At 69.6% G+C, this 20,281-nt stretch carries 26 protein-coding genes and 3 tRNA genes; 14 read left to right on the forward strand and 15 right to left on the reverse strand.

Annotated elements, in window-relative coordinates; genetic code table 11:
• Positions 1-48 precede the first annotated feature (48 nt).
• Positions 49-122: transfer RNA gene (locus M4486_RS04785), tRNA-Ile, on the reverse strand.
• Between the two features lie 138 nt (positions 123-260).
• Between M4486_RS04785 and M4486_RS04790 the strand changes: the two genes are divergently transcribed.
• On the forward strand, positions 261-1,469 hold the full coding sequence (locus M4486_RS04790) for a NupC/NupG family nucleoside CNT transporter (RefSeq protein ID WP_249479967.1): 1,209 nt from the start codon (positions 261-263) through the stop codon (positions 1,467-1,469).
• Positions 1,470-1,500: 31 nt separating this feature from the next.
• Here the strand turns inward: M4486_RS04790 and M4486_RS04795 are convergent, their stop codons facing one another.
• Complete coding sequence (locus tag M4486_RS04795) at positions 1,501-2,730, reverse strand: M20 metallopeptidase family protein (RefSeq protein WP_429798321.1); 1,230 nt, start codon at positions 2,728-2,730, stop codon at positions 1,501-1,503.
• A gap of 160 nt (positions 2,731-2,890) precedes the next feature.
• Here M4486_RS04795 and M4486_RS04800 point away from each other — a divergent pair.
• The 4 genes from M4486_RS04800 to M4486_RS04815 all read left to right on the forward strand — a co-directional run bounded on the left by M4486_RS04800 (position 2,891) and on the right by M4486_RS04815 (position 4,648).
• Positions 2,891-2,966, forward strand: a tRNA-Asn gene (locus M4486_RS04800).
• 111 nt (positions 2,967-3,077) lie between these two features.
• Positions 3,078-3,569 carry an OsmC family protein gene (locus M4486_RS04805; RefSeq protein ID WP_249479972.1) on the forward strand — a complete coding sequence of 164 codons (492 nt, stop codon included), beginning with the start codon at positions 3,078-3,080 and terminating at the stop codon, positions 3,567-3,569.
• Positions 3,566-4,069 carry a peptide deformylase gene (def, locus tag M4486_RS04810; RefSeq protein ID WP_249479975.1) on the forward strand — a complete coding sequence of 168 codons (504 nt, stop codon included), beginning with the start codon at positions 3,566-3,568 and terminating at the stop codon, positions 4,067-4,069. Before M4486_RS04805 ends, def begins: the two co-directional genes overlap by 4 nt.
• Before the next feature lie 87 nt (positions 4,070-4,156).
• Entirely contained in the window at positions 4,157-4,648 is a 492-nt protein-coding gene (locus M4486_RS04815) for a DUF3145 domain-containing protein (protein ID WP_200500769.1), read from the forward strand.
• Positions 4,649-4,838: 190 nt separating this feature from the next.
• Here the strand turns inward: M4486_RS04815 and M4486_RS04820 are convergent, their stop codons facing one another.
• The 6 genes from M4486_RS04820 to aceE form a co-directional block, all read right to left on the reverse strand.
• Entirely contained in the window at positions 4,839-6,080 is a 1,242-nt protein-coding gene (locus tag M4486_RS04820; protein ID WP_249479977.1) for a beta-ketoacyl-[acyl-carrier-protein] synthase family protein, read from the reverse strand.
• Between the two features lie 72 nt (positions 6,081-6,152).
• The gene (locus M4486_RS04825; RefSeq protein ID WP_152352887.1) at positions 6,153-6,401 is read right to left on the reverse strand and encodes an acyl carrier protein; all 249 of its coding nucleotides are present in this window, start codon (positions 6,399-6,401) and stop codon (positions 6,153-6,155) included.
• A 129-nt stretch (positions 6,402-6,530) separates the two neighbouring features.
• Entirely contained in the window at positions 6,531-7,532 is a 1,002-nt protein-coding gene (locus M4486_RS04830) for a beta-ketoacyl-ACP synthase III (protein ID WP_249479979.1), read from the reverse strand.
• 1 nt (position 7,533) lies between these two features.
• Positions 7,534-8,556, reverse strand: coding sequence for an ACP S-malonyltransferase (locus tag M4486_RS04835; RefSeq protein ID WP_249479981.1), 1,023 nt, complete (start codon positions 8,554-8,556; stop codon positions 7,534-7,536).
• Positions 8,557-8,639: 83 nt separating this feature from the next.
• A complete protein-coding gene (locus M4486_RS04840; protein WP_249479985.1) occupies positions 8,640-9,119 on the reverse strand; it encodes a GntR family transcriptional regulator in 480 nt (159 codons plus the stop codon).
• Positions 9,120-9,136: 17 nt separating this feature from the next.
• Entirely contained in the window at positions 9,137-11,884 is a 2,748-nt protein-coding gene (gene aceE / locus M4486_RS04845; protein ID WP_249479988.1) for a pyruvate dehydrogenase (acetyl-transferring), homodimeric type, read from the reverse strand.
• A gap of 342 nt (positions 11,885-12,226) precedes the next feature.
• Here aceE and M4486_RS04850 point away from each other — a divergent pair, with 342 nt between their 5' ends.
• The 7 genes from M4486_RS04850 (at position 12,227) to M4486_RS04880 (ending at position 14,892) form a co-directional block, all read left to right on the forward strand.
• Positions 12,227-12,646, forward strand: a complete 420-nt coding sequence (locus M4486_RS04850) for a DUF3052 domain-containing protein (RefSeq protein ID WP_249479990.1) — start codon at positions 12,227-12,229, stop codon at positions 12,644-12,646.
• Between the two features lie 72 nt (positions 12,647-12,718).
• A tRNA-Val gene (locus tag M4486_RS04855) sits at positions 12,719-12,792 on the forward strand.
• A 121-nt stretch (positions 12,793-12,913) separates the two neighbouring features.
• On the forward strand, positions 12,914-13,081 hold the full coding sequence (locus M4486_RS04860) for a hypothetical protein (protein ID WP_249479992.1): 168 nt from the start codon (positions 12,914-12,916) through the stop codon (positions 13,079-13,081).
• The gene (locus tag M4486_RS04865) at positions 13,078-13,416 is read left to right on the forward strand and encodes a hypothetical protein (RefSeq protein ID WP_249479994.1); all 339 of its coding nucleotides are present in this window, start codon (positions 13,078-13,080) and stop codon (positions 13,414-13,416) included. The genes M4486_RS04860 and M4486_RS04865 overlap by 4 nt, the downstream gene beginning before the upstream one ends.
• Positions 13,417-13,456: 40 nt before the next feature.
• Positions 13,457-13,993 carry a hypothetical protein gene (locus tag M4486_RS04870; RefSeq protein WP_249479996.1) on the forward strand — a complete coding sequence of 179 codons (537 nt, stop codon included), beginning with the start codon at positions 13,457-13,459 and terminating at the stop codon, positions 13,991-13,993.
• Between the two features lie 40 nt (positions 13,994-14,033).
• Positions 14,034-14,414, forward strand: coding sequence for a helix-turn-helix domain-containing protein (locus tag M4486_RS04875; RefSeq protein WP_249479998.1), 381 nt, complete (start codon positions 14,034-14,036; stop codon positions 14,412-14,414).
• A gap of 7 nt (positions 14,415-14,421) precedes the next feature.
• Positions 14,422-14,892 (forward strand): hypothetical protein, encoded by a 471-nt coding sequence (locus M4486_RS04880; protein ID WP_249480000.1) that lies wholly within the window; start codon positions 14,422-14,424, stop codon positions 14,890-14,892.
• Between the two features lie 67 nt (positions 14,893-14,959).
• Here the strand turns inward: M4486_RS04880 and M4486_RS04885 are convergent, their stop codons facing one another.
• Entirely contained in the window at positions 14,960-15,118 is a 159-nt protein-coding gene (locus M4486_RS04885; protein WP_249480002.1) for a hypothetical protein, read from the reverse strand.
• Positions 15,119-15,211: 93 nt separating this feature from the next.
• Between M4486_RS04885 and M4486_RS04890 the strand changes: the two genes are divergently transcribed.
• Positions 15,212-15,409, forward strand: coding sequence for a hypothetical protein (locus M4486_RS04890; RefSeq protein WP_249480004.1), 198 nt, complete (start codon positions 15,212-15,214; stop codon positions 15,407-15,409).
• Between the two features lie 204 nt (positions 15,410-15,613).
• Here the strand turns inward: M4486_RS04890 and M4486_RS04895 are convergent, their stop codons facing one another.
• From M4486_RS04895 to M4486_RS04915, 5 genes are all read right to left on the reverse strand, one after another.
• On the reverse strand, positions 15,614-15,892 hold the full coding sequence (locus M4486_RS04895) for a hypothetical protein (protein WP_249480006.1): 279 nt from the start codon (positions 15,890-15,892) through the stop codon (positions 15,614-15,616).
• 409 nt (positions 15,893-16,301) lie between these two features.
• A complete protein-coding gene (locus tag M4486_RS04900) occupies positions 16,302-16,778 on the reverse strand; it encodes a hypothetical protein (protein ID WP_249480008.1) in 477 nt (158 codons plus the stop codon).
• The gene (locus tag M4486_RS04905; RefSeq protein ID WP_249480010.1) at positions 16,775-17,098 is read right to left on the reverse strand and encodes a hypothetical protein; all 324 of its coding nucleotides are present in this window, start codon (positions 17,096-17,098) and stop codon (positions 16,775-16,777) included. Before M4486_RS04905 ends, M4486_RS04900 begins: the two co-directional genes overlap by 4 nt.
• Positions 17,099-17,587 carry a hypothetical protein gene (locus M4486_RS04910; RefSeq protein WP_249480012.1) on the reverse strand — a complete coding sequence of 163 codons (489 nt, stop codon included), beginning with the start codon at positions 17,585-17,587 and terminating at the stop codon, positions 17,099-17,101.
• Complete coding sequence (locus M4486_RS04915; protein ID WP_249480014.1) at positions 17,584-19,236, reverse strand: peptidoglycan-binding protein; 1,653 nt, start codon at positions 19,234-19,236, stop codon at positions 17,584-17,586. Before M4486_RS04915 ends, M4486_RS04910 begins: the two co-directional genes overlap by 4 nt.
• Positions 19,237-19,462: 226 nt before the next feature.
• On the opposite strand from M4486_RS04915, the gene M4486_RS04920 reads away from it, so the two are divergent.
• The gene (locus M4486_RS04920; protein ID WP_249480016.1) at positions 19,463-19,669 is read left to right on the forward strand and encodes a hypothetical protein; all 207 of its coding nucleotides are present in this window, start codon (positions 19,463-19,465) and stop codon (positions 19,667-19,669) included.
• A 3-nt stretch (positions 19,670-19,672) separates the two neighbouring features.
• On the opposite strand, the gene M4486_RS04925 is transcribed toward M4486_RS04920, so the two are convergent.
• Complete coding sequence (locus tag M4486_RS04925; RefSeq protein ID WP_249480018.1) at positions 19,673-20,278, reverse strand: hypothetical protein; 606 nt, start codon at positions 20,276-20,278, stop codon at positions 19,673-19,675.
• Between the last annotated feature and the right edge of the window lie 3 nt (positions 20,279-20,281).

Below are 20,281 nucleotides of genomic sequence, written 5' to 3' on the forward strand. Positions count from 1 at the left end.
ACTTGGGATGCACCGAATGGTGCCGGAGACGCAAAACTGCTGGTGAAGTAGGCCAGGCGGGGCTTGAACCCGCGACCGACGGATTATGAGTCCGCTGCTCTGACCGGCTGAGCTACTGGCCCCTGACAACGGGAGCGAGCATATCGTCTCCGCGCCGCGCGCCCGTCCACCGTCCCATCGCCCCGATTCCTGGAATGCCGCTCCGCGCGCGGGGCGAGTAGGGTGCCTGGCGGCCACCGCCTCCCAGGGATCGGACCCTCATGCACGTCCTCGTCGGCATCGCCGGACTCGTCGTCTTCCTCGCGCTCGCCTTCCTGCCCTCCCGCGACGTGGGGATGCTGAAGAAGAAGGCCCCCTACATCGGGATCATGCTCGCGCTGCAGTTCGTGCTCGGTCTGCTGATGCTCCGCACCGGCGTGGGGCAGGCGGTCATCTCCGTGATCGCCGCGGTCTTCGAGACCCTGCTCGGATACGCGCGCGAGGGCGTGAGCTTCGTGTTCGGCGGGCTCATCGACGTCGAGGCCGACGGCAGCGGCCCCTTCATCTTCACCTCGCTCATGCCCATCATCGTGATCTCCGCGCTCATCGGCATCCTGCAGTACCTGCGGATCCTGCCCCTGGTGATCCGGGGCGTCGGCCTGGTCCTGTCGAAGGTGACGGGCCTGGGCAAGCTCGAGTCGTTCAACGCGGTCTCCTCGGCGATGATCGGGCAGTCGGAGAACCTGATCGCGATCAAGCGCATCCTGCCCACGCTGCCCGAGCACCGGCTCTACACGATCGCTGCCTCGGCGATGTCCACGGTGTCCATGTCGATCGTCGGCGCGTACATGACGATGATCGAGCCCCGGTACGTGGTCGCCGCGATCGTGCTGAACCTCTTCGGGGCCTTCATCGTCGTCTCGCTCCTGAATCCCTACACGCTCACCGAGGAGGAGGACGTCATCGTCGAGCCCGAGCACTCGAAGCAGTCCTTCTTCCAGGTGCTGGGGGAGTACATCACCGACGGCGGCAAGGTCGTGCTGTCGGTCGTCGCGATGCTCGTGGGCTTCGTGGCGCTGATGGCGATCCTCAACGGGATCTTCGACTCCGTCCTGGGCATCAGCTTCCAGCAGCTGCTCGGCTACGTGTTCGCGCCCCTGGCCGTGCTCACGGGCGTGCCGATCTCGGAATCGGTCGACGTCGGCCGGCTGATGGCCACCAAGCTCATCTCCAACGAGTTCGTGGCCATGCTCTCCTTCACCGACGCGAACCCCGGCGGGAAGCTCGAGCTGTCCGCCCGGGCCACCGCCATCGCCCAGACCTTCCTCGTCTCCTTCGCGAACTTCAGCTCGATCGGCATCATCGCCGGCGCTGCGAAGTCCCTCGCCCCCGAGCAGGGCGAGACCATCGCCCGCTTCGGTCTGCGCCTCCTGTACGGCGCGACCCTGGTGTCCTTCGTGAGCGCCACGGTGGTCGGGATCATCGTCTGATCCCGACCGCCGCGGCGCCCTCGTCTCGCGCTCAGGAGCCGGCGGCCGCCTTCCGCAGCCGACCGTGGGCGAGCGAGGCGAGCGCCGCCGCCTGATCGGCCAGCACCGAGTCGTCGAAGAGCACCTCGGCCGAGTGGTTGACCGCGAGCTCCCCCTCGGGCAGGTCGTCGGGGGAGCACAGCAGGAACACGAAGCAGCCGGGCACCTCCTGCAGCACGTAGGAGAAGTCCTCGGAGCCCATCAGCGGCTGGGGCGACTCGTGCACGCGCACCTCACCGAAGGCCTCGCGCAGCTCCGCGACCGCGAACGCCTCCTCCGCGTCGTCGTTGACAGTCGCCGGGTAGAGGATCTCCCAGTCGACCTCGGCGCGCGCTCCGTGGGCGCGGGCGATGTTCTCCGCGAACTGCCGCACCAGCTCACCGAAGCGGTCGGCGGACTCCGCCGTCATCGTGCGCACCGTCGCGCCGAGGGCGGCGGAGTCCGGGATGACGTTGATGGCGCTGGACGCCTCGAGCGTGGTCACCGATGCCACCACGGGATCCGCGGAGGAGAAGCGTCGCGAGATCATCGTCTGCAGGGAGCCCGCGATCTCGACGAGAGGCGCGACCGGGTCGATGGCCCGCATGGGCTGGGACCCGTGGCCTCCGGCGCCGTGCACGCGCACGCGCAGGTTCGCGGCGCCCGCCATGACGGTGCCCGCGCGCGTGATGAAGGTGCCGCGGGGCCCGGGGCCCACGTGGATGCCGTAGGCGGCGATCGGTCGCTCGCCCGCGGCGTCGAGCACGCCCTCTCGGATCATCGGCTCGGCGCCCCCAGGGCCCTCCTCGCCGGGCTGGAACATGAACACGATGCGGCCGGGGAGCTCCTCGCGGTGGGCCGCGAGCAGGCGGGCGGCGCCGACCAGAGCCGAGGTGTGCAGATCATGGCCGCAGGCGTGCATGCGGTCCGTGGGGGACGCATAGGGGAGCCCGGTCCGCTCCCGCAGGGGGAGCGCGTCCATGTCCGCGCGCAGCAGCACGACGGGGCCGGGGCGTCCGCCCTCGAGGACGGCCACGATGCTGCTGAGGTCCGTGCCGGTCGTGATGCGCAGGCCCAGGTCCTGCAGGGCCGCGAGCACGCGCTCCTGGGTGCGGGGGAGGTCCAGTCCCAGCTCGGGGTCCTGGTGCAGGGCGCGGCGCAGGCCGACGAGGTCGTCGAGGTGGTCGACCGCCTCCTGCGCGTAGGAGGGGATCGGTGCGGGGGTGTTCTCCGAAGTGGTCACCGCCGCACGCTACGCCCGCGATCCCTCGCCGTGCACACCGCCTCGGCATGGTCGCCCCGACGGCCCCGGAGCGAACGTGGACTGCGTCATAATCCCCGCCTGGAGCCGCTTTCCGGGGTGCGCGCCCGAGCGCGCTTTGCTACAGTCGTGCAGGTCGCGATCCCGCGTAGCTCAATCGGCAGAGCATTCGACTGTTAATCGAACGGTTACTGGTTCAAGTCCAGTCGCGGGAGCCAGAAGGAACAGGTCAGCCCCGGTCACGGCCGGGGCTGACCTGTTCCTGCGCGCGGCGGGGACGGACCCCGGCGCAGCGGCGGTCACCCGCCGTCGGCAGACCGGAGGCGATCATGACCAGCGTTCCCGAGGCGACGTTCCCGCTCCCCGACGAGTTCGGCGAGGGCAGCGTGTGGGTGGACCGCGTGGGCGAGCGCTCGCTCGTCGGGCGCAACCGCCGCGGGGTCGAGATCCCGATCGGCAAGGGCGAGGGGCAGGTCGACCCGGGAGAGCTGCTGAAGATCGCGTTGATCGGCTGCGCAGGGATGAGCATGGACATCCCCACCTCGCGGCGCCTGGGGGAGGACTTCGCTGTGCGGCTGTGGGCGCACGGCACCTCCGACGAGACGTCCAACCGCTACGAGGCCATCCACGAGCAGATCCAGCTGGACCTCGACGGGCTCTCGCCCGACGAGCTCCGCCGGCTCCGCGCGGTCATCGACCGTTCCATCGAGGCGTCGTGCACGGTGCAGCGCACCGTGGTCCCGGGTGTCGGGGTCGACCACGAGATCCTCGGCCTGGACTCCGCCCTCGAGGACGACGAGGACGAGGAGCAGCAGCGATGACCATCCGTCCCATCCGCGTGATCGGTGACCCCGTGCTGCGGACGGTCTGCGATCCCGTCCGCGAGATCACCCAGGGGGTGCGCACCCTGGTCGCCGATCTCCTGGACACCGTGGACGACGAGGGCCGCGCCGGCGTCGCCGCCAACCAGATCGGCGTCGCCCTGCGCGCCTTCTCCTGGCGCCTCGAGGACGAGGACGGCACCGGCACGCTCGGCTACGTCCTGAACCCCGAGATCACCGAGCTCTCCGAGGAGCTCCAGGAGGACGGCGAGGAGGGCTGCCTCTCGGTGCCCGGCCTGTGGTATCCCCGCACCCGTGCGGCCTTCGCCCGCTGCGAGGGCACGGACCTCGAGGGCCGCCCCGTCGTCCTCGAGGGCGAGGACCTCGTCGCGCGCCTCATCCAGCACGAGGTCGGGCACCTCGACGGGCACCTCTTCATCGACGGCCTCGAGCGTCCTGTGAAGAAGCGGGCATTGCGCGACATCCGCGAGAGGCTCTAGGCTCTACCCTGCACGACCAGGGACAGCACACCTTCTGCTGAGCGCCGATTCGTTGGGGAAGACGCATCGGACATCGGAAGGGGCGTCATGACCCAGGGTGTGCTCTTCATCCACTCCGCTCCGCGAGCCCTCGCACCGCATATCGAATGGGCCGCGCAGGGAGTACTCGGCGTGCCCGCACGCCTGCGCTGGGAGGACCAGCCCGCGCATCGCGGCCTCGTGCGCGCCGAGCTCGGCTGGCGCGGCCGGGAGGACACCGGCGCGCGCCTCGTGAGCGCCCTGCGCAGCATGGGCGACGTGCGCTTCGAGGTCACCCAGGAGGCGACCACGCAGGCCGACGGCGCTCGCTGGAGCTTCACCCCGGACCTCGGCGCCCACCACGCCGTCACCGACCGCGCCGGCAACACCGTGCTCACCGAGGACCATCTGCGCGGATGCATGGAGCGCGCGGGCATGGACCCGCAGCGCATGCGCCACGAGATCGGTGTCGCCCTCGGCGAGCCCTGGGACGAGGACCTCGAGATCTACCGCTACGGCGGCGAGGGAGTGCCCATGCGCTGGCTCCACCGCGTGAGCTGACCCCGCCGCGGCCGTCGTCCCGTCCGCCCGCACCCATGGGCACGGGGCCGGCATCCGGACACGGCACCGCTCTCCGATGCAGGAAGGGCCCCGCACCACCTCGGGTGGTGCGGGGCCCTTCCTCGTGCGTTCCGCGGAGCCTGGGCCCGCGCGCTCGCGCTCCGGGGCGCGAATCCGCGGGCTCGTCGGCTCAGGAGTTCGTGAACACCACCGCGACGTCGTGACCGCCGAAGCCGAAGGCGTTGTTCAGCACGGCGATGTCGCCCTCGGGGAGGGCCACAGGGCTGTTCTGGGCGATCTGCATCGGCGTCTCGGGATCGAGGTTCTCGATGTTGATCGTCGGCGGGGCGAGGCGCTCGCGCAGGGCGAGCACGCTGAACAGCGACTCGATCGCGCCGGCGCCGCCCAGCAGGTGACCGGTCATCGACTTCGTCGAGCTCACGACGATCTGATCGGTCTCGTCCTCGAGGGCCTGGCGCACGGCCTGCAGCTCGCCGATGTCGCCGAGCGGGGTCGAGGTGCCGTGGGAGTTCACGTGGCGGATGTCCGCGGCGGTGATCCCCGCGTCCTCCACGGCCTCGCTGATGGCGTGCGCCTGGCCGTCCTGCAGGGGAGCGGAGATGTGGTGGGCGTCCGAGGCCATGCCGCGGCCGGCCACATAGGCGTGGACCTTCGCCCCGCGCGCCTTCGCGTGCTCCTCGGACTCGAGGACCAGGATCGCGGCGCCCTCGCCGAGGACGAAGCCGTCGCGGTCCACGTCGTAGGGCCGCGAGGCGTGCTCGGGGTCGTCGGTCCGCGTGGACAGCGCGCGGATGTTCGCGAAGCCGGCGAGGGGCAGCGGATGCACGCACGCCTCGGTGCCGCCGCAGACGACCACGTCGGCCCGGCCGGAGCGGATCATGTCGAAGGCCTGGGCGACGGCCTCGGAGCCCGAGGCGCACGCGGAGACGGGCGTGTGGGCGCCGGCGCGGGCTCCCAGGTCCATCTCGATGTGCGCGCTCGAGGAGTTGGCCATGAGCATCGGGACGGTGAAGGGGTTCACGCGGCGCGCGCCGCGCTCCTTGACGACGTCCCACTGGTCCAGGATCGTCCAGACGCCCCCGATGCCCGTGCCGACGACCACGCCGAGGCGGTAGGGGTCGACGTCGGGCGCTCCCGCGTCGGCCCACGCCTCGCGGGCCGCGATCATGGCGTACTGCCCGGAGGGGTCGAGCTTCTTGGCCTCGGGGCGGGAGAGGATCGTGAGGGGGTCGATCCCGACCTGGCAGGCGAAGTCGACGGAGAGGCCGTAGCGCTCTTTCCAGTCGTTGTCGAGGGTGTGCGCCGTCGAGGTGCCCGCGAGTGCGGCCTCCCAGGTCGAGGCGACGTCCCCGCCCAGCGGGTTGACGGTGCCCAGACCGGTGATGGCGACGCGGGTGCGATCAGCTGACATGCGGGATGTCCTCCGGGAAGGTGGGGATGACGAGGGACGCCCGGAGCATCTGCTCCGGGCGTCCGAGGTGGGTCAGGCCTGGGCGCCGGCGATGTACTTCACGGCGTCGCCGACGGTGACGAGGTTCTTGACCTCCTCGTCGGGGATGCGCACCTCGAACTTCTCCTCGGCGTTCACCACGATGGTCATCATCGAGATCGAGTCGATGTCGAGGTCGTCCGTGAACGACTTCTCGGGCTGGACGTCCGAGGTCTCGACACCGGTCTCCTCGTTGACGATCTCAGCGAGGCCCGCGAGGATCTCGTCTTCGGTGTGAGCCATGGGGTTCTCCTTCGGTCTGGGTACTGCTGGCAGGGAAAGACTACCCGGGACGGCGTCGGCGCATGCGCACCTGCACGATGCGACGCGCAGGGCCTTGATCACCTGTGCACGACGCCCCGGGGTACGGGATCAGGGCAGGACGAGCACCTGGCCGGCGAAGGCGAGGCCGGCGCCGAAGCCGAACTGCACGAGGACGTCGCCGCTGCGCGCCGCGCCCTCCTGGATCAGCCGGTGGGTGGCCAGGGGAATGGAGGCGGCCGAGGTGTTGCCGGTCTCGGCGATGTCGCGTCCGACGACGACGCTCTCGGGCAGCCTGAGCTGCTTGGCGAGCTCATCGATGATCCGCATGTTCGCCTGATGGGGGACGAACACGTCGATGTCGTCGACCGTGAGGCCGGCCTCGGAGAGCATCTGCCGGATCCTCTCGGCCGTGTGCCACACGGCCCAGCGGAAGACGGTCCGGCCGTCCTGCTCCATCGTCGGCCACGGGGTCCTGCCGTCGCGGAAGTCCGTGAGGGAGCCGGTCATGCGGATCGTGCTCCAGTTCTCGCCGTCGCTGCCCCACACGGTGGGGCCGACGAGGGGTACGTCCGAGGCGCCGAGCACCGCCGCGCCGGCACCGTCCCCGAGCAGGAACGAGATCGAGCGGTCGGCGGGATCCACGAAGTCGGAGAGCTTCTCGGCGCCGATCACGAGCACGTGGCGGGCGCTGCCGGAGCGGATGAGCGCGTCCGCCTGGCCGATGCCGTAGCAGAAGCCGGCGCAGGCGGCGGAGATGTCGTAGGCGATCGCGGCCGGGGAGCCGAGCTTCGCGCCGAGCAGCGTCGCGAGTGAGGGCGTCGCGTAGGGGAAGCTGATCGTCGAGACGATGATCGCGTCGATCTGCGAGGCGTCCACGCCGCTGGCCTCGATCGCCTCGTGACCGGCCTGCTCGGCGAGATCGGCGACGCCGACCTCGGCGCTCGCGCGGCGACGGGTGACGATGCCCGTGCGCTGGCGGATCCACTCGTCGGAGGAGTCGATGGGGCCGACGAGCTCCTCGTTGGGCACGGTGCGGTCGCCGCGGGCGGCGCCGTACGCGAGCACCTTCGAGCCCGCGACGGTGGGGTGCGGGCGCAGGGAGACCGTCACGTCAGCGCTCCGCGCCGTCGGACGAACCGCCGTCGGACGCACCGTCGTCGGCGGCGGCGCCCGCGTGCGCCTCGACGAACGCGCGCGCGGCCTCGAGGTCATCGGGGGAGTTGAGGTTCTGCAGGCCCACGCCCTTCAGCTCCCGCTTGGCGAGCCCGGTGAGGGTGCCGGCGGGGTTGACCTCGAGGATGCCGGTGACGCCGCGCTCGGCAAAGGTCGCCATGCAGGCCTGCCAGTCCACGGGGGAGGCGACCTGCTGGACGATGAGCTCGAGGTAGCGCGCACCGTCGGTGATGCTCTCACCGCCGGCGTTCGTCACCAGCGGCACGGACGGGGCAGCGGGGGAGAGCTGCGGGGCGAAGGCGGCGAGCTCCTCGCGCGCGCCCGCCATGTACGGGGTGTGGAAGGCGCCCGCGACCTGCAGCGGGATCACCCGGGCGCGGGCGGGCGGGTTCTCGCCGAGCGCGGCCACGCCCGCGGCGCTGCCCGCCGCGACGACCTGGGCGGCCGAGTTGATGTTCGCCGGGGTGAGGCCCGCGGCCTCGATCGCCGCCAGGACCTCCTCGCGCACGCCGCCGACGACCGCCGCCATCGACGTCTCCTCCGCAGCGGCCGCGGTCGCCATCGCACGCGAGCGCACGGCGACCAGCCGCATGGCATCGGCCGCGGAGAGCACGCCCGCCAGGGCGCTCGCGGTGACCTCGCCGACGCTGTGCCCGGCCAGAAGGTCGGCGGGCGACGCCGCGGCGAAGGCTCCCGGGACGACGCCGCCCGCGGCGGACCCGTCGGCGGCCTGCGTCGCGAGGGCGTCGGCCGCGAGGATCCCGGCGGCGACCAGCAGCGGCTGGGCGACCGCGGTGTCGCGGATGGTGTCGGCGTCGGAGACGGTGCCGTGGGTCGCGAGGTCGACCTCGCCGGCCTCGCTGAGTGCGCCGAGCGCCTCACGGGCACCGGGAAGCTCGAGCCACGGGCTGAGGAATCCGGGTTTCTGGGCGCCCTGGCCGGGGCAGACGATGGCGAGCACGGGAGGACCTCCGGGGTGTGGATGGAAGACGGTGGATGCGCGGGATGCGGGCGGGCGATGCGGTCGAGCGGAGCCCGGGGATGCTAGTCGCGGCCGACGGCCGAGGCGGTCTCGGCGAAGACGGCGGCGAGGAGCTTGGCGGCGGCCTCGGCGTCGTAGCCGAGCTCGGAGACCGCCGCGGCGTACTCGCGGGCGGCGCGCTCGGCGCGGGAGCCCGCGGTGTCCAGCGGCGCGACGACGGTGCCGGCACGACCGCGGGTGATCACGAGCCCCGCCTCGCCGAGCCGGCGGAACGCCTTGGCGACAGTGTTGACCGCGACCTCGACGTCGGCTGCGAGGGCCCGCACGGTGGGCAGGCGCGTGCCGGGGACGAGCCGGCCGTCCTGGATGGCGCGCGCGATGCACTGGTAGATCTGCTGGGCGGGGGAGTCGAGCGAGGTCCGGTCGACGCGGACGATCCCGGTGAGGACCGTCCGCGTCGACGCGGGCCCGACGTCGTCGCCGGCCGGGCCGGTCGCTCCCGCCGGGGGCGCTGCGGCGGTGTCGGACAGGGTGTCGGACACGGTGTCGGCGGCGGAGATCAGGACTCGCCCCCGAACGAGCCGGACTCGCCGGCGTTGGAGTTCAGCAGGTCGTACTTGGCGATGGCCTGGGACACCACGGCCGGGTCGACCTTGCCGTCCTTGGCGAGCAGCTGGAGGGCCTTGACGACCATCGAGTGCGCGTCGATCTTCAGGAAGCGGCGGGCGGCCGGGCGGGTGTCCGAGAAGCCGAAGCCGTCGGCCCCGAGCACGCCGTAGCGGCCCGGGATCCACTCGCGGATCATGTCCGGCACGAGGTAGTCGTAGTCGCTCGTGGCGACGAACGGGCCCTCGGTCCCCTCCAGGCGCTGCGAGATCCACGGGACCCGCGGCTCCTCCTCGGGGTGGAGGAAGTTGTGGTCGTCCGCCTCGATGGCGTCCTTGCGCATCTCCGTCCACGAGGTCACCGACCAGACCGCCGCGCGGACGCCCCAGTCCTCGGCGAGGATCTCGCGGGCATGGCGGGCCCACGGCACGCCGACGCCGGAGGCGAGGAGCTGGACCGTCGGCCCGTCGCCCTCGGAGACCGGCTCGAGCTCGTACATGCCCTTCAGCAGGCCCTCGACGTCGAGCCCTTCGGGCTCGGCCGGCTGCACGATCGGCTCGTTGTAGACGGTGATGTAGTAGAAGACCTCCTGCAGGCGGTCGTCCTCGCCGTACATGCGCTTGAGGCCGTCGCGGATGATGTGCCCGATCTCGTACCCGTAGGCCGGGTCGTAGATGACGGTGCCGGGGTTCGTGTAGGCGAGGATCGGCGAGTGGCCGTCCATGTGCTGCAGGCCCTCGCCGGCGAGGGTCGTCTTGCCGGCGGTCGCGCCGATCACGAAGCCCTTGGCCATCTGGTCGCCCGCGGCCCAGAAGAAGTCGCCCGTGCGCTGGAACCCGAACATCGAGTAGAAGATGTAGAACGGGATCATCGGCAGGTCGTGCGTGGAGTACGAGGTGCCCGCGGCGGTGAAGGCCGAGGTCGAGCTGATCTCGTTGATGCCCATGTGCTTGATCTGCCCCTGGGCCGACTCCTTGTACGCGAGCAGCAGGTCGCGGTCCACGGAGATGTAGTTCTGGCCGTCGGGGTTGTAGATCTTCGCCGTCGGGAACAGCGAGTCCATGCCGAAGGTGCGGGCCTCGTCGGGGATGATCGGGACCCAGCGCTTGCCGGTCTCCTTGTCCCGCATGAGGTCCTTCAGCAGCCGCACGAGCGCCATCGTGGTGGCGATCTCCTGCTTACCGGAGCCGCGCTTGACGACCTCGTAGGCCTTGTCGCCCGGGAGGTCCATGGCCTTGTGGACGTTGTTGCGCTCGGGGACCCCGCCGCCCATGACGTCGCGGCGCTTCTCCAGGTAGCGCATGGCGGGGGAGTCCGCCGGCGGCATGTAGAAGGGGGCGTCGTAGACGCTGCCCGACTCGAGCTGCTCGTCGTCGATCGGGATCTGCAGGGTGTCGCGGAGCGCCTTGAGGTCCTCGAGGGTGAACTTCTTCATCTGGTGGGTCGCGTTGCGGCCCGCGAAGCTCTTGCCCAGGCGGTAGCCCTTGATGGTCTGCGCGAGGATCACGGTGGGCTGGCCCTTGTGCGCCAGCGCCTCCTGGAAGGCGGCGAAGATCTTCTCCGGGTCGTGGCCGCCGCGGTTGAGCTTCCACCAGATGTCGTCGTCGCTCATCGACTCCACGAGCGCCTTCGTGCGCGGGTCGCGGCCGAAGAAGTTGTCGCGGATGAAGCCGCCGTTCTCGGCGCGGTAGGTCTGGAAGTCGCCGTCGGGAGTGGCGTTCATGAGGTCCACGAGCGCGCCGTCGTCGTCGGCGGAGAACAGCGGGTCCCAGCCGGAGCCCCACACGACCTTGATGACGTTCCAGCCGGCGCCGCGGAACTGCGCCTCGAGCTCCTGGATGATCTTGCCGTTGCCGCGTACCGGCCCGTCCAGGCGCTGCAGGTTGCAGTTGACCACGAAGGTGAGGTTGTCCAGGTGCTCCTTGGCGGCGATGTGCAGCGCGCCGCGGGACTCGACCTCGTCCATCTCGCCGTCGCCGAGGAACGCCCAGGTGTGCTGCTGGGAGGTGTCCTTGAGGCCGCGGTTCTGGATGTACTTGTCGAAGGACGCCTGCTCGATCGCGTTGACCGGGCCGATGCCCATGGACACGGTCGGGAACTCCCAGAAGTCCGGCATCGCGCGAGGGTGCGGGTAGGAGGGCATCCCCGTGGCGCTGGACTTCTCCTGGCGGAAGCCGTCGAGCTGCTCCTCGGACAGGCGGCCCTCGAGGAACGCGCGGGCGTAGATGCCGGGGGAGGCGTGGCCCTGGAAGAAGACGTGGTCGCCGCCGCCCTCGTGCTTGCGGCCGCGGAAGAAGTGGTTGAAGCCGACCTCGTACATCGAGGCGATCGACGCGTAGGAGGAGAGGTGCCCGCCGACGCCCACGCCCGGGCGCTGCGCGCGGTGCACGATCATCGCCGCGTTCCAGCGGATGATGTTGCGGATCTCCTTCTCGAGCGCGAGGTCGCCGGGGTACTCCGGCTGGTCCTCGACCTCGATCGTGTTGACGTAGTCCGTCATCAGCGAGTCGGGAAGGTGGAGATCGGCCTGGCGCGCGTGCTGGATCACGTGCTGGAGGACGTCGGTCGCCCGGTCGTCGCCGCGATGCTCGATGAGCTCGTCGACCGAGTCGAGCCACTCCCTGGTCTCCTCGGGATCCGGATCCTCCGCGTGCGCGGGGAGGTTGATGCCGATGGGACGCGGGGTGTCGTTCGTGGTCACGCTGTCCTTCTCTCTTCCGAAGCAGGGCGTGGATCCGGGGGTCGCGCCGATGCGATTCGCGAATCGGGGACCAGACCCCGGACCTCGTCTTCCGACAGCGTACCCGCGGGGTGCGTGCCGGAAGGCCCCGGTGGGACGGGTGTGGTTGATGACTCGCTCACGTCGCGCTCGGGGCGGGGCCGCGCTCGCGGGGCGGTCCGTATCGGCGCCTATCGCCCCTGATCGGCCGTTCTCGGCGACGACGATGTGACCGGCGCGATGTCCTGGCATAGACTCGGCGCGAGCAGGAGGGGGCCCACGTCCTCCTCCCATCGTTGTCCCCAGCTGAGAAGGAGCATTTCGTTGTCACCGTCGGCAGACGCCACCGCGTCCGGTCCCACCGCAGAGGGCCTCGGGCTGAGCAAGGGCCAGGTGGTCCAGGAGTTCGGCTACGACGACGACGTCGACCTCGGGCTGCGTGATGCGATCGAGGACCTCATCGACGCGGACCTCGAGGACGAGGACAGCCAGGAGATGGTCGACGCGGTCGTGCTGTGGTGGCGCGAGGGCGACGGCGATCTCACCGATGCCCTCGTGGACTGCCTCGGGATGCTGTCCCCCGGCGGCCCGATCTGGGTGATCACCCCGAAGGCCGGCCGCGACGGCCACGTGCTGCCCGCGGAGATCGACGAGGCGGCGAGCACCTCGGGTCTGCGCACCATGGGCAACCAGAACCTCGCCCCCGAGTGGTCGGGCACGCGGCTCGCGAGCCGCCAGGCCTGAACGGCCGACGGGCCTGCGGGTCCGTTCCGACGGCTCCCGCATCCGCACCGACGGGCCTGCGGGTCCGTCCTCGGGTCAATAGCTCAGCTGGTCAGAGCGCCACGTTTACACCGTGGATGTCGGGGGTTCGAGTCCCTCTTGACCCACAGAGAGAAGGCCCCCTCACCTGCAACGACGTTCAGACGAGGGGGCCTTCGGATGCGAGTTGAGCACAGTTTGAGCACACCCCGGATTCTGAACGTCCGACAGCTGGCGCACACTGCACCCATGACGAGGAGCATGCGAGAGCGGGACGCGGAGTGGGCGCGCGAGGTGCGGATGAGGATCGAAGAGCAGGTGCACCCGCTCTTCGAGCCGCCCACGCCGCCGGCCGACGACGAGTGCGCGCGCCGAGGCGAGGAGTCACAGGACCCTGGCGACTGGGAAGCGGCGTGAGCGACGTCGACCAGTACCAGGCGTCGCAGCGCATCGAGCAGATCGTCTCCTCGGTCCTCATCGGCTACCGACTCACAATCGGCGGCGGCACCCCGGTCGAGTCGATGCCCTGGCACCGCGACGAGTCACTGCCCCGCTACTCGGTGCGGGTGTCGACGGCGGACGACTCCATCGTCTACACGGCGCTGGTGTGGACCGGTCGGGACGACGAGCTCGAGGAACACCTCCGCCGGTGGCTACTCGAGCGGATACACCTCGAGGGCACGAAGCGCGGGCACGGCCGGCGGCCGGATCCGTGGTGGGTGCGGGTGTGGCAGAAGGCGAATCCTGCGTAATGTGCGATTCCCTGCTCGAGTGCCCCATATGATCGGGGACGTGCACCAACACGAGCGATCGTCCAATGCCACGGGCGGGTTGCGCGTTGATGTCTATTGGCTCAGCTGCTCGAGTTCCGAAGAGCGCGAGCATGTTGCGGCGGCGGTAGACGCGCTGTTCGAAGCGATCCGAGGAAGCGGAACGCGTCTGTGGTCGCCCTACAGCAAGGCCTACGTCCGGGCTACGTTCAAGAAGCGCATCGAGAAGGCGTCACGGGGTGAGCTACGTCCACGCTCGGAGCTCAAGCCCGTCAGCGATGGCAGGGTGCCGCTATACGAGATTCGGTGGAGCGATATCGATGTCCTGGAGCGCCCTGAGGAGGGCGCAGACGAGGCGCACCGGAAGGTGTCGGTGCGGCTGCTCCATGGCGAGCCCGCGAAGCTCGGAGTCTGCATCGTGGGCATCCGTGCTCACGAGAAGTTCGTAGCCGGCACCGACGGAGAGAACAAGCGCGCTCAGGACCGCGAGATTGAGCAAGCTCTCGCTGAGTATCTGCGGCTTGAGGCTGCAGGCTGGCCCGTGACCCCGCGCACCTGAGTGGTGGACGTCTACTCGGAGTGGATATAGAGTCTGGTCTATGTCAGCACCCAACCTCGATCGACTCGAGAAGCGGGCCGAGCGACTCGTCGATGACCGCGAGCAGCTCATGGAGACCCTGATCGCCATCCGCAAGGAGCACAAGCTCACGCAGAAGGACGTCGCGGAGCGTATGGGCGTCACCCAGCCCACCGTCGCCGCGTTCGAGCACTACGACAGCAACCCCACGCTGTCCACCATTCATCGCTACGCCATGGCAGTAGAGGCCATGCTGCGGACGATTGTTGTGGACGATTGCGAGCGCTCCGTACCGAGTGAGTGGTCCGTCCGCCATGAACCTCGAGTGAACGCACCGATCAGAGCGATCGTGCCGAAGCGCGGCAAGGCCATCGTCCAGAACAGCGCGTACGCGCATGCCTGAGGAGAGCATGTCCCCGCTGAAGTCAGCGTCGGAAATCGTCACAGGGCCGGGTCCCGTCCTCAAGGACGTCCGGTTCTACAAGATGCTCGTGGAGCTGTCGGAGCTCAACGAGGGAGGCCCCAACCACTCCCAGGAGCGACCAGACGAGGAGCTCGAAGACGGTGAGGTCTCGATGGACTTCGGACTTCGGACCCGCCAATCAGGCCCGCAGCTCGGGATCCGGGTCGAGTTCGAGGCTCGACATCGGGACTGGCTGGTCAAGCTTGATGCCGCAGCGGAGTACGAAGCGGAAGCCGACTTCGAGGCGACGAACGATGCATGCATCGACTTCGCCGACGAGGTCGGGATCATGACGCTCTTCCCGTACATCCGGGAGGCGCTCGGAAATCTCACTCAGCGCAGCGTGGGCGCCAGCTACATCCTGCCAACCATCGAGCGAGGCAAGGTTCGGTTTGGTGCTCCGGCACCGAGTGAGTGACCCGGAACGCACGAAAGCGCCCCCACCCCGACCGTCAGGTCAGGATGGGGGCGCTTCACTTTGCGGGCTACCTCCTCCAGCGGGCGACGGCGAGCCGTGCCTCGTCCGGACTCACGAGCGCGCCGTGCCGATCCCACGCGAGGGCGACGTACTCGGATGCCATGTCCTCAGCGGGGCCGGCGTGCAGCATGTCGGCGACGGTGCGCTGTTCGTTCTCGGTCCACATGAGTGGCGACCCTACCCGCGGCCCACACCGATGTGGATGAGATGTGGATAACAAGGAAGGACTACGATCGGACTTCCCTACGAAGGAGTCGCCGTGGATCGAGAGCAGCTGAAGGTCATCATCAGCGACACCATCACGCAGCGCGAGGACGGGCCGAGTAGCAGCACCGCAGACGACTTCGACGTCGACGCGATCGCCGACGAGCTCCTCGCATCATCAGATGATCCGAGCCTGCTGGATGTCGACAGCGCGGACTTCATGAAGGTCATCGCCGATCACCGCCGCTCCTGATCCGAACCCATGAAAACGCCCCCGCCTCGACCGTGAGGTCAAGGTGGGGGCGATTGTGGTTGCGGGATAGGCAGTCCCCGCGACGTGGTAACCTCCCCGACGGTCCACAGAAGAAGTCACCTGGCGCGGATGCTACGCCTTGGGTGCGGGTGCCGCTAGCCCGGTTCGAGCGCTCTCGGCCGCTGCCTCGCGGTGCTCGGAGCTTCAGACGAGCCGGCCGCTGATTGTGAAGATGCCGTCGTGCGGTGTGAGCGACCAGGTCTTCGCGGCGAGGTGGGAACCTGCGTCGGTGACGTACCGGTCGACCTGGAGGACGAACCCGTCGCTCGAGCGGCGCACGGCTCCCTCTGCGCGGGAGTGGTCGGTGAACAGGACGACGACGTCGGTGTGGATCGCGAGGAAGGGCTCCTCCCGGTCAGCCTGCAGCTGCGCGCCCGGGTAGAGGTGCGTGTTGTTCGCGTGGAGAACGACGATGTCATCCATCCACGAAGCGTACTCCTGCGCACGAGAATGTCCCCGCCTCCCAGGTACGGGAGACGGGGACGTTCTCGAAGTGTGCCACTCCAGGGGTGGACACTCCCGGGCTTCAATCAAGAGAGCCACCAGAACCCACTCTACGGCGTGGGGAAGATTCGTGGGGGCAAGTCCGACACTGCGCAGGAAGTGCCCCCACCCCAGCGGAAGGGGCGGGGGCACCGGGAGCGGAGCGACGACCCCGCTCGAGGCGGCCAGCCCCCGCCGCAGGGGCTCCCGATGGCCGCCTCTCGCCACGCTACGTCAGCGGTGTCGCTGGCGGGCGCGTTCGGTTCGATCCGCTTCCGCATCTCGGAACGCACACTGGTCGCGGGCAGCCTCGGAGCCGTAGCGGGCCCCGCACTCGGGGCACTCGTGGTCAGCCATCGTCGCCCGCCCGATGGGTGTGCTCGCGGACGGTGTCGTCGACCTCGGCAGCCTCGGCGGCGGTCAGGACGTCGTCGGGATCCTCGTCGAGCTCGGCGGGTGCGTCCTCTGCGAGCGGGTCGGTGTAACCGTCGTAGAGGTCTCCGGCCTGGCGGATCTGGTCGCCAGTGGGGAGCTCGGAGGCTTCGCCAGCGAGGACGGCGCCGTCCTGCACGTGCTCGACGACGTTCGGGTTCGCGGTGACCTTCCCGCGCGTGTGGAGGCTGGGGAGGACGGCGCCGAGGATCGCGAGGATCGCGCCGGCGATGCCGACGATCGCGGCGTGCTGGTCCGGGGTGACGGCGATGCCGAACGCGGTCAGGCCCATCAGGATCGCCTCGATCAGGGCGATGATCGCGCCGGCGGTGAGGACGGGCTCCTTCTCGGAGACGCCCACCTGCGCGGGAGGGGTGATGGTCGTGTCGCTCATGGCTTCTCCTTCAGAGAGGGGACGTTGTCGTGGATGTACTCGAGGACGAGGTTGTGCGCGGGCGGAGGCACTCGCTGCAGCCGCTCGATGACGCCGACGAGGGTGCGCCGGTACGTCCGGTTCTCCGAGGTGACCTTCTCGATCTTCACGTCCATCGCGGCGATCTTGATGTCCTGCCGTTCGACGGCGGACTTCCAGTAGCTGGCTGCCTGCGCGAGGTCCGTGCCCTGGTTCGTGGACCGGGTCGCCTTCAGCCCGATCCAGGCGCCGCCGAACGTGACGACGGCCGACACGACGATGCCGATGATGGTGGAATCCATTCAGTCATCACCCCACGCCTCTGAGATCTCCTCCGATTCCAGGTGCAGACGCGCCACGCAGTAGGCCATGGAGAACGCGACGTAGGAGGCGGCCGTGATCCAGCCGCGCTGCGAGCCGCCGTCCACGGGCAGCAGGGCGTACACCCAGGAGACGGTGAAGTAGAGCGCGGTGATGGCCGGGGTGGCGATCAGCCCGAACCAGGCCACCTTGTGCAGCGCCAGGGCCCGGGTGCGGGAAGCGATCGCCGCCCACAGGCCGGCGAGCATCCACACGCTGCCGATCATCCAGGGCTGGACGAGGTCCATCCACTCGATGCCTGCCGCGCGACCGGCGGAGGGCTGCACGATCCACGACAGGCCGATCAGGGCGATCGCCAGGCCCTTCCCTCCCATGTAGCGCAGCGCCCAGGTGCGGTTGCGCGCGAGGACGTGGCCGACGACTCCGACCGGGGACTCGATCGACCCCGTGTCGGTGGCCTCCCGGCTCACACCAGCCAGCCCGCGTAGAACGTCGTCGGCCCCAGCTTCCCGTCGACCGTGAGGCCGGCCTTCTTCTGGACGGCGCGGACCTCCTTGTCGGTGCCGGCACCGAAGCGGCCGTCGGCCGTGATGCCGCGTCGCTTCTGCCACGCCTTGAGCCCGCGCGCACCGGAGGACTTCCCGGTCCCGAAGATCTCGCCGGGGTTCAGCGAGTTCGGGGACTTGCCGGAGACGGACTCGATCTTCGATTCGTCGCCGTAGTAGCAGAGGTGCTCCGCAGTGCGCAGCAGCGGGTAGTCCGGCAGATCCTTCAGCTTCATCAGGAGGGCCTTTCCTTCGGGGAGGGTCACGGTGGTGGCAGGCTTCGTGGCGGGCTTGCCGGTGACGGCCGCCGGCGCGCCACCGGCGAGCGCGAGCAGCCGCGCGACGGGGAACGCGCCGGGGTCCCAGTGGGAGTTGTGCGGGACGTGGGTGTGCCCGCAGACGCCGGCATAGGCGAGCCACTCGCTGTCGCTCATGCGCTGCGGGGCACTCGTGTAGGCCGCGTTCGTCGTGGGCCAGGTGAGGCCGTCGACGGTGAGCGGGATGCCGTGCGCCGCCGAGATCCAGGCGAGGACGGCCGCGAGGCCCGTGAGGTCTTCGTCCTGTGCGTCCTCGGTGAAGAACAGGCCGTTCTTCGCGGCATAGGCGCGGTCGCAGGAGCCGATGAACTCGATCTGCACGCACCCGGCGTTGTTCGTCTCGACCGTCCCGGCGGGATGCTCGAGTGCCTTCGCGGACTGCGTCGTCGGGAAGTGCTGCCGGATCCGGCCGTCGCGGTGCACGGTGAAGTGCGGGGCGACCTTCCCACCCTGGTAGTCGATGAACCCGGACCCCTCCGTGGTGTGCAGGACGATCTTCGTGACGTCGGCCTTGTGGCTGTTCCCGGTCCACGTCTGGGACGTGTCGACGCCGGGCATCCATCCCGGGGTCGCGGTCACGACGGTGGGGATGGTGGGCGTCGGCGTGGCCGCCTCGGGGGCGGCCTCACCTTTTCCCGCGAGGATCTTCGCCTGCGTGTTCGGCCCGGCGATCCCATCGACCGTGAGCTTGTGCGCCTTCTGGAACGCCTTGATCTTCGCGACGGTGCCGGTGCCGATCTTGCCGTCCGCGGTGACACCGAGGGCCTTCTGCATGGCGGCGATCTTCGGGGTGCCCTCGGACCGGTACTGGTCCTTGCCGGCGATGTACCGGTAGTGCCAAGCCTCGCCGACGCGTGCGCCCTCGTCGTGAGACCAGCCGAACCGGAGACCGTTCTTCGCCAGCCAGCTCTGGATCTCGGCCCCGTGGATGTCGATCGCCTTGCCGTCCTCGTGGTTCGACCCGAGGTCCGGGGAGGCGACCGAGACGCCACCGGCCTTCCGCTTCCAGATCTGCCCCTGGTAGGCACGGTCCGTAGACAGCTGGCGGCCGCGGCCGGCGGGCGTGTAGTTCGCCGTGAACAGGGCGACCTGCTCCGCATGCGTGCGCAGCGCCGAGTAAATGGAGAAGTTCGCGCCGGCCCCGGGGACCATGCGCAAGGACATGCGGTGCAGGGATGCGGCAGCTGCCGGGTCGAGGCGTTCGACCTTCCGCTTGTTGGAGTAGTTCGCGGGGAGCGAGGCCCACTTCGTGGCCATGGGGTGCCTCCTGGGCATGAGAAGAGCCCCTGCCTTCAGGCGAGGGGCGGTCTGGAAGTGGCTGGGGTATTGGCTGATAACAGCCGTGTCACGGGTCGGCGTCCGAACGGTCACGATCGGACGAAAGAGCCATCGGGGTGTGCGACTGTCCAATACCTTCGTGCCATTGCGCAGAAGGACCCTCCAAAGGGGGAGAGGACCCCGTGCGCATGGAAAGGCTGCTCCGATGTCTGATGCTTCATCCGCCTCGCTGTTCTCCTGGGCTGAGCTCCCGAAGGAGGAAGCCGAGGTCACCTTCGAGACGTTCGAGGATGACGAGGGCGACTACGTGAAGCCCGTGCGCGTGGACTACCCGGCGACCGAGACCCGCCCCGCGCGCGCTTTCGTCCCGCTCAGGAACGGATGGGTGGAGACGGACCAAGGCTCTGAGTGAGCCTCATACCGTGAAGGCGATGTCCCGGATCCGGTTCGCAGTCGTGGCCGTGTTGTTCCAGAACCCGTGGCGAGTGACCATCTGGTTGAACGAGTCGGTGACCTGGGTGGCCTTCGTGCCGTTGACGTACACGGTGATCGAGGCGCCGTCGAGGACGACCTTGAGCCGGTCACCGGTCGTCGGGGTGATCCCGCTGCTGTTCCACAGGGCTGTGGTCGTGCTCCCGTCGACACGGTTCAGGCGGTAGAGCGCGCCGTCGATCGAGCACAGGCGGAACGCGGACGTGTGGGAGGAGACGCGGAAGGCGGGGCCGAACTGGCCGGCCGCGAATGCGCCGAGGGTAACTTCGAAGGTGCCGTCCGCGGTGTGCGCATCAGCGGTCGCCACCGAGTGGGTGGTGCCGCTCGTGGTCCGGGTGTAAGCCTCCCCGCCGATGATGCCGGCCTCGGTCGACTGGGTGGACTGGACCTGCCACGCTCTACGGGGCTTCTCCGTCCATCCCAGGGTGGTCGTGTCCGCGCGTTCGAACGTGTCGGTGAACCCGAGGAGGCCGAGGTCGGGCAGCCCCGCCGCGGTGAACACTCCGGGGACGACGATCTGCAGAGTCATGGG

Origin of the sequence: Brachybacterium kimchii, from assembly GCF_023373525.1 — a bacterium.
In the GTDB taxonomy this organism is placed as follows: Bacteria; Actinomycetota; Actinomycetes; order Actinomycetales; family Dermabacteraceae; genus Brachybacterium; species Brachybacterium kimchii.

Bases quoted from the DNA above. Each gene is read 5' to 3' on its own strand.
- M4486_RS04790 (WP_249479967.1), top strand. From the start codon at position 261: ATGCACGTCCTCGTCGGCATCGCCGGACTCGTCGTCTTCCTCGCGCTC.
- M4486_RS04805 (WP_249479972.1), top strand. From the start codon at position 3,078: ATGACCAGCGTTCCCGAGGCGACGTTCCCGCTCCCCGACGAGTTCGGC.
- def (WP_249479975.1), top strand. From the start codon at position 3,566: ATGACCATCCGTCCCATCCGCGTGATCGGTGACCCCGTGCTGCGGACG.
- M4486_RS04815 (WP_200500769.1), top strand. From the start codon at position 4,157: ATGACCCAGGGTGTGCTCTTCATCCACTCCGCTCCGCGAGCCCTCGCA.
- M4486_RS04820 (WP_249479977.1), bottom strand. From the start codon at position 6,080: ATGTCAGCTGATCGCACCCGCGTCGCCATCACCGGTCTGGGCACCGTC.
- M4486_RS04825 (WP_152352887.1), bottom strand. From the start codon at position 6,401: ATGGCTCACACCGAAGACGAGATCCTCGCGGGCCTCGCTGAGATCGTC.
- M4486_RS04860 (WP_249479992.1), top strand. From the start codon at position 12,914: ATGACGAGGAGCATGCGAGAGCGGGACGCGGAGTGGGCGCGCGAGGTG.
- M4486_RS04875 (WP_249479998.1), top strand. From the start codon at position 14,034: ATGTCAGCACCCAACCTCGATCGACTCGAGAAGCGGGCCGAGCGACTC.
- M4486_RS04880 (WP_249480000.1), top strand. From the start codon at position 14,422: ATGTCCCCGCTGAAGTCAGCGTCGGAAATCGTCACAGGGCCGGGTCCC.
- M4486_RS04885 (WP_249480002.1), bottom strand. From the start codon at position 15,118: ATGTGGACCGAGAACGAACAGCGCACCGTCGCCGACATGCTGCACGCC.
- M4486_RS04895 (WP_249480006.1), bottom strand. From the start codon at position 15,892: ATGGATGACATCGTCGTTCTCCACGCGAACAACACGCACCTCTACCCG.
- M4486_RS04900 (WP_249480008.1), bottom strand. From the start codon at position 16,778: ATGAGCGACACGACCATCACCCCTCCCGCGCAGGTGGGCGTCTCCGAG.
- M4486_RS04905 (WP_249480010.1), bottom strand. From the start codon at position 17,098: ATGGATTCCACCATCATCGGCATCGTCGTGTCGGCCGTCGTCACGTTC.
- M4486_RS04915 (WP_249480014.1), bottom strand. From the start codon at position 19,236: ATGGCCACGAAGTGGGCCTCGCTCCCCGCGAACTACTCCAACAAGCGG.
- M4486_RS04920 (WP_249480016.1), top strand. From the start codon at position 19,463: ATGTCTGATGCTTCATCCGCCTCGCTGTTCTCCTGGGCTGAGCTCCCG.
- M4486_RS04925 (WP_249480018.1), bottom strand. From the start codon at position 20,278: ATGACTCTGCAGATCGTCGTCCCCGGAGTGTTCACCGCGGCGGGGCTG.